This window comes from Paenibacillus sp. LX16, from assembly GCF_036252815.1.
Classification (GTDB): domain Bacteria; phylum Bacillota; class Bacilli; order Paenibacillales; family Paenibacillaceae; genus Paenibacillus; species Paenibacillus polymyxa_B.
The window spans coordinates 4,066,742-4,085,753 of record NZ_CP141152.1; the positions used below are offsets into that span (position 1 = coordinate 4,066,742).

The 19,012-nt window shown below is 42.1% G+C and carries 17 protein-coding genes; 2 read left to right on the plus strand and 15 right to left on the minus strand.

What is annotated here, in order from left to right:
• Positions 1 to 121: 121 nt before the first annotated feature.
• The 6 genes from T3H97_RS18165 to T3H97_RS18190 form a co-directional block, all read right to left on the minus strand.
• Entirely contained in the window at positions 122 to 1,714 is a 1,593-nt protein-coding gene (locus T3H97_RS18165) for an ABC transporter substrate-binding protein (protein WP_328800477.1), read from the minus strand.
• A gap of 35 nt (positions 1,715 to 1,749) precedes the next feature.
• Positions 1,750 to 2,658: an ABC transporter permease gene (locus T3H97_RS18170; protein ID WP_028542289.1), complete on the minus strand. Its 909-nt coding sequence runs from the start codon at positions 2,656 to 2,658 to the stop codon at positions 1,750 to 1,752.
• Between the two features lie 34 nt (positions 2,659 to 2,692).
• Positions 2,693 to 3,703 (minus strand): ABC transporter permease, encoded by a 1,011-nt coding sequence (locus T3H97_RS18175; protein WP_023989680.1) that lies wholly within the window; start codon positions 3,701 to 3,703, stop codon positions 2,693 to 2,695.
• 406 nt (positions 3,704 to 4,109) lie between these two features.
• Complete coding sequence (locus tag T3H97_RS18180) at positions 4,110 to 4,511, minus strand: hypothetical protein (protein ID WP_328800478.1); 402 nt, start codon at positions 4,509 to 4,511, stop codon at positions 4,110 to 4,112.
• Between the two features lie 21 nt (positions 4,512 to 4,532).
• Positions 4,533 to 4,859 carry a hypothetical protein gene (locus T3H97_RS18185; protein WP_025721045.1) on the minus strand — a complete coding sequence of 109 codons (327 nt, stop codon included), beginning with the start codon at positions 4,857 to 4,859 and terminating at the stop codon, positions 4,533 to 4,535.
• Between the two features lie 265 nt (positions 4,860 to 5,124).
• Positions 5,125 to 6,327, minus strand: coding sequence for an MFS transporter (locus T3H97_RS18190; protein ID WP_328800479.1), 1,203 nt, complete (start codon positions 6,325 to 6,327; stop codon positions 5,125 to 5,127).
• A gap of 324 nt (positions 6,328 to 6,651) precedes the next feature.
• Here T3H97_RS18190 and T3H97_RS18195 point away from each other — a divergent pair, with 324 nt between their 5' ends.
• Positions 6,652 to 8,247: an S-layer homology domain-containing protein gene (locus T3H97_RS18195; RefSeq protein ID WP_328800480.1), complete on the plus strand. Its 1,596-nt coding sequence runs from the start codon at positions 6,652 to 6,654 to the stop codon at positions 8,245 to 8,247.
• Between the two features lie 85 nt (positions 8,248 to 8,332).
• On the opposite strand, the gene T3H97_RS18200 is transcribed toward T3H97_RS18195, so the two are convergent.
• The 5 genes from T3H97_RS18200 to T3H97_RS18220 form a co-directional block, all read right to left on the minus strand.
• Positions 8,333 to 9,295: a helix-turn-helix domain-containing protein gene (locus tag T3H97_RS18200; protein WP_328800481.1), complete on the minus strand. Its 963-nt coding sequence runs from the start codon at positions 9,293 to 9,295 to the stop codon at positions 8,333 to 8,335.
• 129 nt (positions 9,296 to 9,424) lie between these two features.
• Entirely contained in the window at positions 9,425 to 9,820 is a 396-nt protein-coding gene (locus T3H97_RS18205) for a hypothetical protein (protein ID WP_328800482.1), read from the minus strand.
• Between the two features lie 44 nt (positions 9,821 to 9,864).
• Positions 9,865 to 10,848, minus strand: a complete 984-nt coding sequence (locus T3H97_RS18210; protein ID WP_328800483.1) for a sensor domain-containing diguanylate cyclase — start codon at positions 10,846 to 10,848, stop codon at positions 9,865 to 9,867.
• Between the two features lie 24 nt (positions 10,849 to 10,872).
• Positions 10,873 to 11,679, minus strand: coding sequence for an alpha/beta fold hydrolase (locus T3H97_RS18215; RefSeq protein ID WP_328800485.1), 807 nt, complete (start codon positions 11,677 to 11,679; stop codon positions 10,873 to 10,875).
• Positions 11,680 to 11,862: 183 nt separating this feature from the next.
• Positions 11,863 to 12,417 carry a TetR/AcrR family transcriptional regulator C-terminal domain-containing protein gene (locus T3H97_RS18220; protein ID WP_103049485.1) on the minus strand — a complete coding sequence of 185 codons (555 nt, stop codon included), beginning with the start codon at positions 12,415 to 12,417 and terminating at the stop codon, positions 11,863 to 11,865.
• A gap of 195 nt (positions 12,418 to 12,612) precedes the next feature.
• Here T3H97_RS18220 and T3H97_RS18225 point away from each other — a divergent pair, with 195 nt between their 5' ends.
• Positions 12,613 to 13,107: a nuclear transport factor 2 family protein gene (locus tag T3H97_RS18225; protein ID WP_328800486.1), complete on the plus strand. Its 495-nt coding sequence runs from the start codon at positions 12,613 to 12,615 to the stop codon at positions 13,105 to 13,107.
• Between the two features lie 88 nt (positions 13,108 to 13,195).
• Here the strand turns inward: T3H97_RS18225 and T3H97_RS18230 are convergent, their stop codons facing one another.
• The 4 genes from T3H97_RS18230 to licT all read right to left on the minus strand — a co-directional run bounded on the left by T3H97_RS18230 (position 13,196) and on the right by licT (position 18,652).
• Positions 13,196 to 14,035, minus strand: coding sequence for a methyl-accepting chemotaxis protein (locus T3H97_RS18230; protein ID WP_230486191.1), 840 nt, complete (start codon positions 14,033 to 14,035; stop codon positions 13,196 to 13,198).
• 274 nt (positions 14,036 to 14,309) lie between these two features.
• Positions 14,310 to 15,767: a glycoside hydrolase family 1 protein gene (locus T3H97_RS18235; RefSeq protein ID WP_103049483.1), complete on the minus strand. Its 1,458-nt coding sequence runs from the start codon at positions 15,765 to 15,767 to the stop codon at positions 14,310 to 14,312.
• Positions 15,768 to 15,797: 30 nt separating this feature from the next.
• Positions 15,798 to 17,711, minus strand: a complete 1,914-nt coding sequence (locus tag T3H97_RS18240) for a beta-glucoside-specific PTS transporter subunit IIABC (RefSeq protein WP_103049482.1) — start codon at positions 17,709 to 17,711, stop codon at positions 15,798 to 15,800.
• 107 nt (positions 17,712 to 17,818) lie between these two features.
• Positions 17,819 to 18,652 (minus strand): BglG family transcription antiterminator LicT, encoded by an 834-nt coding sequence (gene licT / locus T3H97_RS18245; protein ID WP_190297707.1) that lies wholly within the window; start codon positions 18,650 to 18,652, stop codon positions 17,819 to 17,821.
• Positions 18,653 to 19,012: the final 360 nt, after the last annotated feature.

Genomic DNA, 19,012 nt, shown 5'->3' on the forward strand with positions numbered 1-19,012 from the left:
CTTCACGTTTTCCATTTAGCCAACTACATTTTTTACGATCCATCGGGATCAGCTTCCTCCTTCAGGTGTAAAATGATAGCCTTCGGCTGTAAAAACCGAAGGCATAAGGTAAGATCACAACTTACTCTTTATTCAATGAATAGAATCGGATAACCTCATCTGGGTAGTAGACATATCCAGTGACGTCTTTGCTCATGCCAACAACGCGATTGTATTCATACAGGTACGCCCATGGCGAATCTTGATTTATAAGTTCTTGTGCTTTGCCATACAGCTCTTTACGTTTATTTTCATCTTGCTCTTTGCCTGCTTGTTCCCAAAGCTTATCCACTTCTGCATTAGCGTAATGCATATAATTCGATGAACCGCCGCTGTACATCAGAAACCCGAGATGATAACCAGGGTCGTTGACGAAGGAAGTCCATTTGGAAATGTATGCTGTCAGGTTGCCTTCTCGTTGCTGTTCAAGGAACTGTGCACGAGCAACATTGACAACATTCATCTTTACGCCAATCTTGGCAAGTTCAGCTTGAATCAATACGGCATCATCTGCCCAGTCCTGGAAGCCGGAACCCAGTGTCAGGTCAAAATTAAACCCATTAGGATAACCCGCTTCTGTAAGCAGCTGTTTTGCTTTGTCCAGGTCGTGCTTATAGCTGTAACCCGCATCAGTGTAGCCAGGCGTGTTACTCGCTACAGAGCTCTTCATTTGCTTTGCTTGACCGTACATGACGTCGTCAATTAATTGGTCGTAAGGAATGGCATAAGCAATGGCTTGACGCACTTTTGGATCATTAAAAGGTTTGATTTTATTATTCATGGCAAAATACAGAATTCGGTTACTTGCATTGGATTGAACCTTCAGATCAGCGTTGGTTTCCAGCTTCGAAACGTCCTTTGCAGGAATCTCAATCGCCATGTCCACATCGCCTTTATCCAGCAGAAGTACACGGTTGGAAGCTTCCTTGGTAAACTTCATCGTTACTTTGCTCAGATTTGGCGCTCCTTGCCAGTAGCTGTCATTAGCATTAAAGACAGCTTCTGTCGCAGGGTCCCATTTTTCAAGCTTGAACGGACCTGAACCTGCCGCATGTGTTTTCAAATAGTCGCCATCGCCATTTTCTTTGACAAGCACATCATCCACAATGGAGAAGTTGTACAATGACAGGATTTGCAGAAACATATGATTGGGTTGGGACAATGTAACGACAACGGTGTGCTCATCAGGCGCTGTAGCGGTTTTAATGGAGCTCATACCATACAGGAAGCTACCGGAATTGGAATTTTTAAGCCGCTCAAAGGAATACAACACAGAATTGGCGGTCAGCGGGTTGCCGCTTTGGAATTTAACGTCTTTACGCAGATGGAGCGTATATGTCATGTTATCAGCGGACACATCCCATTTCTCAGCCAGCATGGGCTTAATGGCTTCCGTATCTGCCACTTCACCGCTATCCGTAGACTTTTTGCCATAGGTCACAAGCTGATCATAGAGCGCAAGCACAAGGGTATCCGATGTAAGATCACTTGCTTCAGCAGGGTCCATGGTTGACCCTCCCTCCGAGTAAGCAAGTGTAATCGTCTTTGGTGGGGATGGGGCATCTGCGCCTTTCTCTCCAGATGAAGCGGACGGGCTGTTAGCATTGCTCGCACAGCCTGCCGTCCATAGCAACGTAGACAAGACGACAATTAGAGAAAGACTTTTTTTCAACATGGCTTACGTTCTCCCCTTTAATGATCTATTTATTTTTATTTGCTAGAGCGCAGTCTAGGATCAAGAACATCTCGCAAACCGTCTCCAAGCAAATTGAAGCCCAAAATAGCTGTCGCAATTCCAAGACCCGGGAAGGTTACAATCCACCACTCACCGGAAATGATATACGCTCGCCCTTCTGAAATCATTGCGCCCCATTCGGCAATCGGGGGTTTCACACCGAGTCCCAGGAAGCTGAGACTGGCTGAGGTGAGGATGGCGAAGCCCATTCCAAGCGTTGCATTCACAAGCAGTGGGGCAAGTGCATTAGGCAAGATGTGGCGAAACAGGATCGTTCCGTTCGTTACACCAATCGCCCGGCTGGCTTCAACAAACTCCTTTTCCCGGAGAGAGATGGTTTGTCCGTGAATCAGTCTGGCGAATTCGGGTATGCCTACAATGCCCACGGCGATGAGTGCACTCATCAGTCCTGGTCCCATCGCTGCAGCAATGGCCATGGCAAGTACCAGCGACGGGAAAGCCAACAGAATATCCATACAGCGCATAATAATGCTGCCCATTCGACCGCCATAGAAACCTGCGATGGCTCCAAGCGGTACGCCGATGATAAATGAGATCGACACGGCAATCATCCCGGTCCATATGCTGATTCTGGCTCCGTAAATGACACGGCTGAGGATGTCACGTCCGTAATTATCGGTCCCAAACCAATGTTCTGCACTTGGCGGCAGCAGCTTGTTCGCCGGGTCGGTTACATAAGGATCATGTGGAACGATCCATGATGAGAGGATGGCAATGAGCGTCCAGCCAACGATAAAGATGAATCCGATTAAAGCGAGTTTATTGCCAAATAACAATCGCCAAAAGGTTTTTCGTTTCGGTATAGCGGCTGCATTAGGCTGAGGTACAGCCGCTTTTGCCACCAAATCACTTGCAGTGCTCATCCGAGTACCTCCCCCTACTTTTGTGCTTCGTTCATTATTCGTACCGGATACGTGGATCAATCAATCCGTAAACCAAGTCGACTCCAAGATTGATAAAGCTGTAAATCAGCGCACTTACGAGGGTAAATGCTTGAATCGGTGCGTAGTCAGCCGCCAAAATGGAGTCCGTCACATAGCTGCCCACTCCTGGCCAGGTAAAAATGGTTTCGGTAATAACCGCTCCACCAATCAGGTAACCGACCTGCAAACCAAGTACGGTAAGTGTTGGAATAAAGGCGTTAATGAGTGCGTGCTTATAAATAACAATTCCTTCGCGCAGACCTTTGGCTCTGGCTGTGCGAACAAAATCCTGACCGATCACTTCCAGCATGCTGGAACGCATCATCCGTGCCACAATCGCCATAGTGCCTGTACTGAGACAGACCGCTGGCAGAACCAAATGGGATAAACTGCTTTTTAAAGCTACAAAATCACCGGTCATCAAACTATCGAGTACATAAAGTCCCGTAACGTGCGTCGGCGGATTGATGTCACCGCTAATTCGACCCATGGGCGCAGGAGCGATGCCCCATTTAGCATAGAAGATATAAATGAATAACAGGCCAATCCAGAAAATGGGCATACATGCACCGATCAAGGAAAACACACGTGAAATGTGATCAACAATCGATTCTTTACGGGTTGCTGCCAGGATGCCGATTGGGATTGCCACCAGAATCGCAATAACCAAGCTTGCCAGCGCCAACTCGATGGTTGCTGGAAAACGGGTAGCAAAGTCGCTTGCCACTGACTGTCCGGTGTGATAAGCCTGACCCAGATCACCTTGGAACAATCCAACTACATAATGAAAAAATTGAATGTACTTCGGTTGATCCAGTCCCATACTGCTTCGAATATTTTCAATCGTCTCGGGTGTAGCCTGTTCCCCCGCAAGCATCACGGCAGGATCACCCGGAAGCACTCTTGAGATCATGAATGTAATGACGACAATACCAAGCAGTGCCGGAATCATTTGTATCAATCTACGTAGTGTGTATACGGCCACAGCCTGTCCCCCCCTTATCCGTAATTCCCCGTGTCTTTGTCACCTTTCTTTTCATCACTTGTTATTTTTATTCATTGTACTAAGGAACAAGAACGGTTTCCACGTCCTGAATAACTAAAAATAATGACGAATTTTGTCGTTTGCGCACTAAAGTTACTCATCATGTTATTTAAATGTCGTGTTTTATTTGAATATAGAAATCAAAATCAGCATGATGCCAAAAAAAGCGGTCCCCTTTCAAAAGGAAATCGCTTGTTTTTTATATATAGATTGTAGTATTAGGCCGATCAGGAAAGGAGAAATAATCGCGAGCACTGCAAAGAACGAGGTGTTCGACTCAGCAGCTTGCTGTCCGGTCGCACCTTGAAGCGAGGGGGAGCGAAAATACGTATTGCTTTGTCTTTCTCTATAGATTTCCAGTCACGATAATACCATTTGCTCGCTTCAGGTGTGCTCTGACCCAAGCTATAAAGGAATCGATAAATATGCGCAATTCCGGCTCCTTGGCAGGCCAAGCATCCAATTCTGTTAATATCTCATGCCATATCGACTCCGGAATCGGATTATCCCAACAGGGATCAAAAGCCTCATACGTTTCCCCCGTATCAGGATTGTCAAGTGGATATTTGGACTTTAACGCAGACAACACGATATCAAAGTCATCTGCGTAGATAAAGATTATCTCCTCCAGCTTTGGTTCATCGGTATCCCCATAACGCAGCGGTTCAAAAATATATCCAATATTGGTTCGTGGACCACTATAGCGATAGATTAGTGTCTGAATCTCTTTTTTGTCCTTCTTACTCAATCTCATCACTCCTTTCTTCGGCTACAACTCGAACCAATCCGCAGCGCATTTCTCTTCTTCCAGCACCCTGCACATTCCTTCCCTCAACCTCACCGCATCTCCGCCGCCGATATGAAATAGACAATAGATATAAGGTTCATCATCTTCTAATCCTTCAATATTCCTTGCCTCTTCCACTGAAACTTGGAGCGCCTCAGGCCAATCGAGATCATTCTGAAGCAGGGCAAAGCCATCCTCATCCCTTTGCATCCGATATCCGTCAATCCTAGGCAATGCTTCAGCTAAACGATCCATTAGCACTTGAATATCCTTAACATCTGCGACTTTAATTCCATACTCCCAACCCATCTGCATCTCTCCAATTTTATGAACTCCTCCTTAACTAGCCCCCCCTAAATCGGATTTCACCTTCTCATTCACCTCAGGAGTTCAGTCGTAGTCCGCATATAAGAGGTACTTTTTTGTTTAAAACCACCCATTTTTGCTGGATTCCCATGAGCCTCCCATTTTCCTTCTTCTTTCCCTGAATTTTCTTAAAACTTATCAGCAAACAAAATAGGCTTCTCGTGAATATAGCACGGAAGCCTATGGGTTCATCAAACAACTCTTTTATTTATTCGGCCTTCTGAGATACCAGCTCACTATTCCCTTTTCTCTTTCTTACCCCCAACATAATGACAGCCATAACAGCTACCAGAGCTGCTATAAGAGCAAAAGGAATATATTTGTCCACCCGATATAGCGTCGTTGTCAAAATAGGAGCAATAATCGCAGAAATGCCTTGGACAGTGGCCACCAGACCAGCGGCTCCCCCTTGCTGTTCTTTACTAACAGAAAGAGAAGCCCCAGCCATAAATCCAGGCATAAGCAAGCCTGTACCTATACCAAACATAAAGAACGCTAAATAGTAAACGACCATGCTGGCTGACATGAGGAATAGCAGCATACCGACAATAAGGAACAGAGAACCGAGCAAAATCATCGGCTTGGGTTGCCATTTAAGCCATTTCATCTGAACGATCTGTACAATCAGCATCGCTGCACCGGAAAACATAAGTCCAAAGGAAACCACTCTTGCTGTTTCTTCGGATGAAAGGCCTAATTGATCTTGAAAATAAAATCCGCCTATAACCTGGATGGTCACAATGCTAATCATCGTAACCAAACCTGCAAACAAATACATTCGTAGACCGGGTTGAAACGGGTTAATCCGAGCTGGCTTTTGCTGAATAACGGGTTTGGCAGACGGAATTGCCAGCAAGGCCACTACAAATGCTACAGCCGCAATCACAATCCCAAAATATAGAGGCCACAGCAAGCCTATTAAAGTAAAGGCACCTGCAATAGCAGGCCCAAATACTAATCCGAGTCCGTTGGCCGCGCTAATGATAGCCATCCCACTGCCTCGATCCCCTCCCTCGGTCACATCTCCCATATAAGCTTGGGAGGATGACAATACCGCCGGGATAAACCCGCCAATCAAGCCGCGTGTAACAATCAGCAGGACTAACAGCATTCCCCCGCTGAGCCAACCCTTTAATCCTGCAAAAAGAGTAAGCGTAAACAGCAAGCAGCTTACACACATCCCTATGAATCCAAGCAGAGTCACGGGCTTGCGTCCCTTTGCATCACTCAGATTTCCCCATATTGGGGCCATTAAGGCCATCGTTATGGAGCCAAGCGATATAATTAACCCAGAATGACTTTCTCTTAATCCTAACTCACGAATAAGGGGCGGCATAATTGGAGCAATGAGCATGAGCCCTAGCATAGCCACAAATACACTGAAAAAGATGCTCCCTTTTATTCTGTTCATCCTCGCACACTCCTCTGTTATAGATTCTCTCTATGCAGAAGTATACGGAGCATACCAAGAAACTACTGCCTGTATACGGATAAATTTGCGGTTAAACGGATTTAATTTAACATTAGATAAGCTTACGATAAAATTAGGCGCAGCCTTTAGGACAGGAATCAACTTCCTGTCGTTCGGTGGATAGGTAGTCGATTTGGTTCAGATTTGGTTCAGAGGTCTTTAGTATAGTAATTCAATAGTGTAAGAAATCATATTAGCAGGTTAGTCATTATGGAGGATCTTAGTAAGTTCATCGTGACACCGGAAAATTTATGGAGGAAGTTTATGAGTAAAATCAAGTCTTTTTGTTTATCCTATCTTGCTGTTATCGTCTTATTAGGGACATGGACATGGAGTTTTTCCGAGAGTGCTGTGTATGCAGACACTTCACCAGTACCTAGTGTAACGGATGCTGTGTATGCTACTGAAACCACGGTAACGAGTTGGACAAATCCTTCTAAACAAGGTCAAGCCGTAACGTTTAGCATCAAAACCATCTCAACCCCACAAATTACGAAAGATTTAACCGGAACGGTAGTCCTTATGGACGGTACGGATATATTAGATACGCTGACGATGAGGCCAAATGGCATTGCGAATGGATATGCCAATGCGACCTACACCACAAGCGATTTAAGTGTGGGAAGTCACCCGATTACTGCTATATATAGTGGGGATGCTCGATTTACCCCCAGTACATCTGAGCCATACATTCAGGTCGTAAATGCATCTGCACCTGCGCCTACTCCTTCACTGAGACCTACAGTAACTACAGTATTGAGTTCGCTGAATCCGTCCAATCAAGGTCAAGAAGTAAGGTTTAGCGTGAGGACAACTTCAAACCCACAAACTTCGGGTGATTTAACTGGCACGGTCATCCTTATGGACGGCACGAATATAGTAGATACACTGACGATGGAGCCAGTGGGCATTTCGAATGGCTACGCCAATGCATACTACACTACAAGCAACTTAAGTGTAGGAAGTCACCCGATTACAGCTATATACAGTGGAGATGTTCGATTTGCTCCGAGTACATCTGAAGCGTATATACAGGTTGTAAATGGAGATACAAACACTGATTCTACTGGAAATACTGGCGGAACTGGTGACACTAGTGATAACGACAGCAGCAGTAGCAATAAAAAAGATAAGAAGGATAACACGGAAAGCAGTGATTCATCTTCTTCCAGTGAAACAACCACACCTTCATCACCATCGGTTTCAACAACGGATGTACCGACTCCGGAAATCATGCCAGTAGAGCAATCCGAGGTTGCGCATGAAAAATATATAACGGGTTATCAGGATGGTACATTCCGACCGGACCAGTCAATTACACGAGCTGAAACCGCCGCGATGATGGCTAGGATTATGAAGCTGGAGACAAAAGAAAGCTCATTGGCATACAAAGATGTACCTACCACGTATTGGGCAAAGGGTTCGATTATAGCACTTACGACACAGCACCTGATGAATGGATATGCAGATGGAACATTTCGACCAGAGCAACCCATTACCCGTGCAGAAATGGCAGCAATACTCGCATCCTGGAAGCAGCTTAAAGGAACGCAAACCGCAGCGTCTCCCTATACCGATATCGAAAAGCATTGGGCAAGAGATTCCATTGTAGCGCTAGCTAATGCGGGATGGATTACTGGTTATAACGACAACAGCTTCCAACCCAATAAATATATAACACGAGTAGAGACTGTTACAATTTTGAACACTATCTTAAAGCGAGGACCCCTGGAAGGAACAATTCAGGCTACATGGAAGGATGTACCAGCAGATTACTGGGCATTCAAAAATATTGAAGAAGCGTCTCGTACCCACACTTCAACCATCGATTCAGAGGGTGCAGAAACTTTCGTGAATTAAGCACCAAATAAAAGCTGGGCCCTTTCTATACAGGGTCCCAGCTTTTTATTTACCTGATATTTAAAAAAAGGGCCAAAAAGAAATTTTAAAATACCTTCTTTAAGGACGATGGCTTCACTCCGTATTCCCGGAAAAATTGCTCTGAAAATGCACTCACATTGCTATATCCTACAGCCATCGCAGCTTCAGTCACATTGCTTTCTTGGCTTCGGAGCAGTTTCATCGCATAATCGAGGCGAATTTGGCGCAAATATTCAAATACAGTAGTTCCAAAGCAGGCTTTGAATCCTTTTTTTAATTTAAAATCGTTTAATCCAACCTTTTGGGATAATGTGATCAGCGAGGGTGGATTAATCATGCTGGATTCGAGTATCTCCCGAGCCATATGCAGCTTTCTGACATCTTCTTTAGACAAACCCTCGGGCATAGGTGTTAAATCAAATAATTGAATCATAAATCGATTTAAAATCTCAAGTGCCGCTGCTTCCATTAACAAAGGCGATTTATGCACACTTTTCAAGTCTTTGATCAAATGTTCAATCATCACTATACTTCTGTGATCCAGTTCAAAACTAAAGTGATGGAATGCAGCTCCCTTAAGAATTTGATTAAATTCAATAGCTACCTGCCGACGAGCCGCTAACTGTGAAGCCGCATAATTAAACAACGAAATCGGAATGCCAAGTGCAAATGATTGGTATTGCTCGTTAACCGGAGGATGAAAACACGCTTTAAAATCCTGTAAAAAAATAAGTGCCCCCTGTCCCATCGGGAGTGTATAATCCAACCCAGCCACATTCACATGACGTTGACCCGAAAGCGCAAATTGGAGTTCAATCATTTGTCCTCTAGAAGCAAAGTTCGTCGGATACGGCTCGTGATATTGAATATGCGAATACACGATCTCAATTCCACTATAAGTTGTAACTCGGTAGATATGTCCATGGCCCGCTTCCGGTAAAATCATATACGTATGCTCGTTCTGTTGTCTAAACGGGGTCTTTTCCAAATAATGCTGATATATTAATGATAACGAATTTGAATTCACAAGCGTCCACCTCAAATGTTTTCATTCATTCTGATACTCCAAATGAGAATCGTTATCAATAATAGTAGCCGAATTTGAATGGTTTGACCAGACCTATTGGAGTAAGCTGTGGAGACATTCGGGGGTCTATTAATCCCAATCCATATAAAACTTTGCCTTCAATTTACCCTTCTCACATGCTGGGCAGCTTAAATGATGAGGAGCATTGTTTTCAATGTGTTTCTGTTCCATGACGCTCGTGCATCTAGGACAAGCATAAGAACTCCTATACTGTGATGAGTCGGATTTCATCTCTATAAACAATTCATTGCGCATAGCCTGACAGGCCGGGCACACATATAGAGCGTTATAAGCATCATATCTCGTCGAAGGGTTGCCTATGAATTCCTCAATACATCGTTTAAGGGCAGCATCCTTTACAAACGAAGCAACGAATTCCAAACTCATATATGCAAGACCAAATCCTATAAATATGTTCTCAGTATAAGTACAGGTATCACAGTCCAGCTTGTACGCTTCCCCCATTTTTAACCACCTCAACTCTTCATACAGTTTAAGAAGCCTCTATACTATCTCTTTACGAGATTTGCTGAATGAGTGACCCGATTTCTCCCGCCACTTTTGGAAGCATACAGAGCTAAATCCGCTTGATGAACAATCGTTTGTTCCGTATCCTCTTGCGTAACCGTTGCCACACCAATACTCACAGTAATAGCATATTCTCCCCAATCCATCGAGGCCGTCGTGGAGCGGTATCTTTCTGCTGTACGAATGGCTTCTTCTTGATCGTTGCCCGGAAGAATAATTACGAACTCCTCGCCGCCATAGCGTGCGACAATGTCCCTGTCCCGTGACATGGATTGCAGTAATTCTGCCAGATTCGTAAGCACTAGGTCGCCCACTGGATGACCATAAGTATCGTTAATACTTTTGAAACGATCAATATCAATGATAAGCAGCGAAAAAGATATTCCACTCTCACGAAAGGACGCGAGGCTAGCTAGTAATTGATCTTGGAAATACCTTCTATTTTTAAGACCGGTTAACGGGTCCGTTGATGCCATCGTTTCAAGCTGGAGATTAATCCTTTCTAGCTCCTGCTGTTTGATTTCATATTCTTCGTGCAACCGTTCAAGCTTCTGGTTCGCTTCATTCGTAGCCTGATATAATTCCTGAAGCTTGGTTTTGGTCTGTAGAATATCTCTCTCATGTTCAATTCGCTTACGCATCATAAGCACTACACAATCAATAATAGTTTCTCCGTTGCGTTCCTGGCGTACCCCGTTTAGAAGTACAGGCACATCCTGTCGATCACTTGTCCGAAACGAGAAGTACATCTCATCGACATGCCCGTACAACTGAATATAGGGATAAAAATAAGTATGAAAAAATAGCTTGTTGGTAACAGACATTGTGGATTCAATCGGCCGTCCGAGCAATTCATTACGATCATAAAGTAGCATATCCAATAAAGTTTGATTCACCGATTGAATGAAGCCAGAATCCGAGATTGAGAAATATCCACAGGGAGCTTTATCTAATTGAATATCCATTGCATGACTGCCTTTCTTCTGATATTACACACTCGCTAAATACTCTTTAATCAGATCGCTTGTTTCTCCTGGTTGACTTAAGTGAGGATAATGCCCCTTTGCCCTCATCTGTTGAAGCCTGCTGTTTTTAAGATGAGCATGTAAATAATTCCCTACTTCAATCGGAGCAATGCTATCGTCCGAGCACTGGAGAATCAGTGTAGGAACCGAAGCATGCTGGAGATCGACACGGCAATCCGAAAAAAAAGTCACTTCCGCAAATTGTCGTGCAATATGAGGGTCTCTTGAGCAAAAGGTTTTCTCCAACTCTTCGGTTAATTCCTGTCGATCAGGATTCTGCATAACAATGGGTGCCAGGTAACTAGCCCAGCCGATGAAGTTCATTTGCATCATATCAAGCAATTCATCGATGTCACTCTTATCGAAGCCTCCATAATAATAGGGGAGGTCATTCACATAACGAGGAGAGGGACCGAGCATGACGATGCGCTCAAAATATTGAGGGCTGCGGATCGATGCGAGCATTCCGATCATGCTGCTAACGGAGTGTCCGACGAATATGACATTTTTTAATTCTAGCGCTTCCATAATATCTAGCACATCTTGGGCATACCCTTGCAAGTCACTGTATTTTTCTGAATCATAGTACTTAATTTGAGAATCTCCAGAGCCTACGTAATCAAATAAGACGATTTGGTAGTTGTCGATAAAGCTAGGGACGATATAACGCCACATATCCTGATCGCATCCAAAGCCATGAGCAAATACGATCGTTTGGCTACCTGAGCCCAGCACTTTTACATTATTACGTACGAGAATGTCAACGGTCATTATAAATCACCTCTCTGAGGTAGTATCTGTTCTATCGACTGCTTTTCATTATTATATCGGAAAAGATTTGATTATGGATAATGAATCTCATTCAGAAATACATGTACCCCATATTCTTCTAGTTCGGAGTAACTCTGTTCATTTAACTCATTCAAATTCATATCTGTATCCTCTCCGCGGCATTTATTCATCTAAATGAAAATGTTTTTTTATAGGCAAGGGCATCGCAGAGAATATTAATTCGCCTAATTGCTCTGGAGATTCCTTCATGCCATTCTCAAGCCAGTCCTTAGTCACATTCACTCCCCCATAAGCGTTAAATCTTATAGCAAAAAGGATGTCGGGAGGCAACGAAGTCCTATTTGTTTTCTTAAGAATATAATTGGTGTGGCATTCAACCGTATAGTTAAAGATATTATTATAAAAAGACAAGTGCGTATTGTCGTCAAAAGCCTTTTTAAAATAGATGTAATCCTCTTTAATAAACTCAACAATTCTCCCGGCAACACGTCCCCAAGACTCTTTTTCTATATATTGTTCAATAATTTTATCTGCCTTATCACTATATATCCATGAGATTAGGTCGTATTTACTGGAAAAATGATAATAGAACATCTGTCTGCTGACCTGACAATTGTCAGTAATATCCGTTACGGTGATGGACTGGATTGGATGTTTTTTGGCTAAGTCTATCAAAGATTCAGCAAGGAGTTCCTTAGGAGTTGTTTTTCGAATCATGTTAGCCCTCACAAAATTTTATTTTACTTTTGTACACTATGAAGTATTTGTCTACATTTTTAACACTCTTAAAAATCAGTCTATTATTATTTAAGTGCCTATATTTTATACTAATGATGTAAATAGAAGCTGGACAGCCATCTGCCAAATGAAAAGGTGATGGTTCAAAATCTTTTTATAAAGGAGAATAACAGCATGAATCCCAAAAAGATTAAAAATGTAACTATTAATGCTTCATTCAACAGCGAGAATGAAGTTGCTAAAAAGAACATGGATGTCATTATAGACTTTTTTTCTTTATATTTAGGAGATACGGACAAATTTTATTCTTTGTGGGTTAAAGATAATCCGGCTGTAATTACCCCATTTACCACTGATGATGTGGCAGTTTTGCACAATTCTGTTCAAGAAGGCTGGGATGCTGTAAAAGGCTTCTTTAATCCCATTTTTAATGATATGAAAGGGACATTCGAATGGACCATCGATGAGTTTATAGTCGGAGAAAATTCTAACACGATTGTGACAAAAACACGCAGCCATATTGATATCACAGCGAATGGACCATGGGGAGAAAATAAAAAAATAAAATACAACGGGATCTATGTCCAGATCTTTAAATTTGAAAACAATAAAATCAAATCTTTCGAAGAGTATTATGATACTGCACTGTTAAACCAACAATACTCGTAAATATTTACTATTAGAAAAAGTCTCGGCCTGTAATCTACATTTCCATTACGGAATGTACAATTCACAGACCGAGACTTTTTTTCATTCTTTATTCTGCTTCAACATCATCCGTAATTTTTTCTACTAACCCTCTCAAGCCGTGGTTGGTTACATTTAATTGATCAATAATATTCATAAATTCCGTTACAAGCTTGGCTTGCTCTTGGGAGGAAACCGCAATCTGTGTGATTTCTTGTTCCATGTTATAAACCGATTGTCTGACGGCTTGCAAGGACTGCTCAATCCGTCCGGTTGCTTCCTTGGTGCCCGTAGACATTTTCCGGATTTCTGTAGCCACAACCCCAAAACCGGCTCCTGCCTCACCCACTCGGGCTGCTTCAATTGCTGCATTTAATCCAAGCAAGTTCGTCTGCTCTGAAATTTCCTTAATGTAGCCGGCCACCTCAGTCACGTTACCGGAGTCCTCAACCGCCTGTTTAGTATTGCTTAGAATTTCTTCAGCTGTCGCACTAAGCTCCTCCGAATGAGCCGCCACATGCTGAATCCCTTCAACTAGCTTACTTGTAACATCCTCGGCTTGAGTCATCAACTTCTTCAGTTGATCTTGATTATCCATACTATAGGTGATACACATTACGGCCTCGATCTCATTCTGTTCATTCTTAATCGGATGAAAGTAAGAATCAGCAGCAATGCCGAAAACTTCAGCAGCGTAACGCTCTCTGGTCTTTTCACCACCTACTAGCATTTTGAAGTCTCTGTGTACATCAGGAAGAGGATCGCCTGCTTTGAAGTCATAAACTAAGCTTTTACCCGACTGAAAGAACAGAAATTTTTCCCTGTCCATTACGGAAATTGAAACATCTTGTCGTGCAGCTTCTTTGATAAATGGCATGGCGGTCAAAACAGCTTCTACTTGATTCATCATATGTATCCACTTCCTTATATTTTGATATAAGTCCTATCCTCTATTTCGACATTTTCATCCCATGTGTTTAGCGAATTTAAAAATACTATGGATGATGTTGAGTCCCTACCTATAAACATTCTCCGTAGTTTCCTGAAGGGAATCCATTTTTACGGCCGGGATTCATATCCATTTAAGGTATTATTTTCGTTTCATAATGTAAATTCAAGCAGCGCGTACCGATTAAAGTTGGCACGCGCTGACGGTATGACTTTTATGAAACAGGCACTAAGATTTAATTCAACTGCTCTCCATTAGTTTCGATCACATTCTTATACCAATAGAAGCTCTTCTTTCTGGATCTGGCAAGTGTTCCTTTGCCTTCATTATCCTTATCGACATATATAAACCCATAACGCTTTTTCATTTCACCGGTTCCCGCACTTACCAGATCAATACATCCCCAAGGCGTATACCCTATTAGGTCTACTCCATCAGCAATCGCTTCTTTCATTTGCTCAATGTGTTGCTTTAGATAATCAATTCGATAATCATCGTGAATGGAGCCGTCTTCTTCCACTGTATCTACGGCGCCAAGACCATTTTCAACAACCATTAACGGGATTTCATATCGGTTGTAAATGTTATTGAGGGACCATCTCAATCCCTGTGGATCGATCTGCCAATCCCAGGCACTTGCTTTCAAATGAGGATTCTTTAGGCCCATAGATAAATTTCCTCCCACCTTCTCCTGGTTGGGATCGGCACTGACACAAGTAGAGGAATAATAGCTGAAGGTATAGAAATCTACGCAACCTTCCTTTAAGATGTCCTCATCCTCTTCTTGCATTTTGATCTGAATGTTATGATCTCTAAAATAGCGTTTGGCAAATCCCGGATAAGCTCCTCTTACTTGAACATCTGAGCATAAGAAATTACTTAAGTTATCCTTTTGTTGAGCTAGCAGAATATCATCAGGATGGCATGTAAGTGGGTAGGAACACATATAAGCAATCATACAACCGATTTTAAAGTCCTTGTTGATTTCATGACCCAGCTTTACAGCCTTTGCACTGGCAATAAATTGATGATGCAACGCCTGATACAGAACCTGCTCATCCTTCACTGTAGCATGGGCAAGCTCTCCATTCCCCTCCGGCATCATAGCTCCAGCCATGAATGCTCCAAATGACAAGGTTAAAATATTGATTTCATTAAAGGTTAACCAGTATTTCACGACATCTTTGTATCTGTTAAAAAGCACTTCACAATATCTCACATAAAAATCTACGACTCTGCGATCTGACCAACCATTATATTTTTGGGTCAAATGAAACGGTGCTTCATAATGTGAGATTGTAACCAAAGGCTCAATATTATACTTTTTCAATTCTGCGAATACACGATCATAGAACTGCAAGCCTTGCTCATTCGGCTCTGCATCATCTCCGTTAGGAAATATTCTTGACCACGCAATGGACATTCTAAAGACCTTGAATCCCATCTCTGCAAATAAGCGGATATCCTCTTGATAGTGGTGGAAAAAATCAATAGCCTCGTGACTCGGATAGTTCACTCCTTCTTCCAGTATAGGTGTAATTCTTCGGGAAGTCGTATGCGTTCCAGCCGTAATCACATCAGCAGTGCTTAAGCCTTTACCTTCTTCATTATATCCACCTTCAAATTGGTTGGCAGCCGTTGCACCTCCCCATAAAAATCCTTGTGGAAATTCCAATGTAGTTGTATTTTTCATTGTTAATTCCTCCTCAACATTTAATTAAGATTAGACTACGACGGTCAATAAATCCTCTTGATACTCAATCGCCTTCTTCTCTGTTTCAATGACATCCAGGTAATTCGTAGTATTGGCAACGATAACGGGTGTGGTCAAAACATAACCAGCCTCTTTTATAGCTTCCATATCAAACTCCATAAGCAGCTGGCCTTTTTTAACAGCATCTCCCTGTTTTACTTTAGGATAAAAATGTTTGCCTTTTAATTTGACCGTATCTTTGCCTACATGGATGAGGACCTCAACACCGTGATCACTTGTAATTCCAATCGCATGACCTGACGAAAATAATGATGTTAATACACCATCTACAGGTGAAACAACCTTACCTTCAGAAGGTTCAATGGCAATCCCTTTACCCAGAGCACCTGTCGAAAAGGCTTCATCTGTTACTTCAGATAAAGACTTCACTTCACCTTTTAATGGACTCATCACCGTCTCTTGTTTTACTAAAACTTCTCCTCTTGCCGCTCCTGGTGTACTGTCTTCCTTTTTTGTTTCTTTCACTTCGTCATCTTTAAATCCGCCAAAGAACATAAGCAAGAAGCCTAATACAAAGCTTACCAGGATACCGATAACAGCCCCATAAAATCCGTTGTCTATTCCTGCCGGACTGATATAGCTCGGGATAGCGAAAATACCCAATCCACCAATAATGTAACCTTTAGTACCCATCATTCCTATAATACCGCCGCCTACTGCGGATGCTATACAGCTTAAAATAAATGGTTTCTTACGTGGTAATGTAATCCCGTAAATTGCTGGTTCTGTCACACCAAAAATCCCGGAGATGACAGCTGGAATGGAAAGTGATCTCAGTTTTACATTTTTGGTTTTAAACAAAATCGCCAGTACGACGCCCGTCTGAGCAAAGGAAGCTCCCAGCGTAGCCGCAAGAATCGGATCGAATTTAAGCACTGCTAAATTGTTCATAGCGATAGGAACAAGTCCCCAGTGTAATCCAAAGATAACAAACACTTGCCAGAAAGCGCCCATGAGCATACCTTCAATAATCGGACTTAAGTTATACACAAAGAGAGTTCCTGCGCCAAGCAGTTGACCTGCCCAAGTCGAGAGAGGTCCAATCGCAACCAACGCTAAGGGTACAATAACTAACAATGTGAAAAACGGAACCAAAAATGTTCTCACTACGCTAGGGATTACCTTTTTAAAGAAGTTTTCTATTTTTGAGCCTACATAGGTGGATATGATAATCGGAAGAACGGTTGACGCATAACTCATCAGAATGACCGGAATACCTAAGAAGGTGATATATACCGGTGACTCAAATATAGTACCGCTAAATAGAGTGTATAGCGGTTTGCCCGAGGCTGTTATCGTGCTAAATGTTGGGTACACAAGCGATGCACCTATAGCCATACCTATAAAAATGTTGGCATTGAACTTTTTAGCTGACGTATACCCTAGGAAAATAGGAAAGAAGTAAAACAAACAATCACCTAAAGCATTGAGAATTTGATAGGTACCCGATGTAGTGGCCAGCCAGCCCAAAGCTACAAATAAGGCGGTGAAGCCCTTAATCATACCTGTGGCACTTAAGACACCCAGCGTGGGTGTAAATACACCTGAAATGGTATCAATGAATCTATTGAACAAACTCATTTTTTCACCTGATGCTTCTTCTGAATCTCCTGTCTGAAAACCGCCTACAGCAGTAACATCAGCATAAACCTCAGGTACATGGTTACCTATAACAACCTGGTATTGCCCGCCACTCTTTACCACAGTGACAACACCATCCATATTTTTCAAAACCTCTGTATTGGCTTTACTTTCATCTTTTAGTTTGAAACGCAAACGTGTTACACAATGAGTTAGACTATTCACATTTTCTTTGCCGCCGACATTTTTGATAATGTCTTTTGCTAATGTCTCATACTTCATCGTAACTTCCCCTTTAATTGTATTTATAAAAAAAGGCAAAACCAAAATAGATCAAATTCGATCTAGGTTGGTTTCGCCTGCATTACCAGTAACAATCCAAGAGTTATTCAATTTTGTCTTTGGGTCACACGCTGAATATGAATCGTTATATACAGCTTTTCCTCATCTGACAATACCATATCCAAGTATTTCTCAATCTTCAGCATGCAGCCATAGGCCTTTTTGTACTTTGCTTTCACTTGCCTCCACAAAAAATCGTCTTCCAGTTCTACTTTTTCTTTTTTATTTAATCGCTGAAAGAAGAATCTTAAATGTGTAATAAATCGCTCATAACTGATTGAGTGTTCATCTATAGTGGTATTATAAGAGTATTTAATAATATTCAAGATGTCGTGTATTTTTTGAGTTTGCTGAGCAACATCTGCTACCTTGTTGTAGGAGCTGTTTACTTGAGCATTGATTAAATGAAGAGCAATATTACCTGCTTCATCTTCTGACAATCGTTTGCCTGTTTCGTCTTCAATGAACTCCAGTGCTTTTAATCCAACCGCAAATTCTTTGGGATAAAATTTTTTAATCTCCCAAATTAATGGATTTGCATTTTTAAACCCTTCATCAAACATTTTAAATGCATTGTTCATGTGATCCGTAAGCGAAACATATATATAATCGCTCAATTGTGCTTCTAATATGCTTTTTCCATATTCAATGATGTCATAGCATAACGAAACATATTCTGATGGAACATCCTCTAACAATAACTTAAATTTCTCTGAAGCATCTTTATGTTTAAGCACAAAGACCTTTTCAATTAGATGCTCTTCTACTTGTTCGCCTGCACTCTTTTTGAATGCAATACCACGACCCATAACAACAAATTCATCTCTTTTTTGATCTTTGGCTATTATGGCGTTGTTATTAAATATCTTCGTTATGATCATCTAACTGCCCCCCTTATCCCATCAAATTTAAAAAAGGATTTAGTTGCTGGGCGAAATTTCAGATAGGTCACAAGACGGTAATAGCCGATCAAACCTTCGTCGTAAATCAAATTCAAATGTATTGATTTACAATTTCGTGTTATGAAAACGCATTCATAATAAGAGACAAAGCCTTACGTTTTCCCTGAATGATCTTGAGTGCTCACAAACCGATCTGATATTCCGTTCTGAAAATGGATATAGTCGGTTAACCACGTCCCATGACATCATTTTTCGGATGTCGATTCGTTGGTCGACGTCATCATCTTTGTTGTTCAGCACTTGTAAGGCTTTATATCACTCACCTTTCTGCGTTATGGC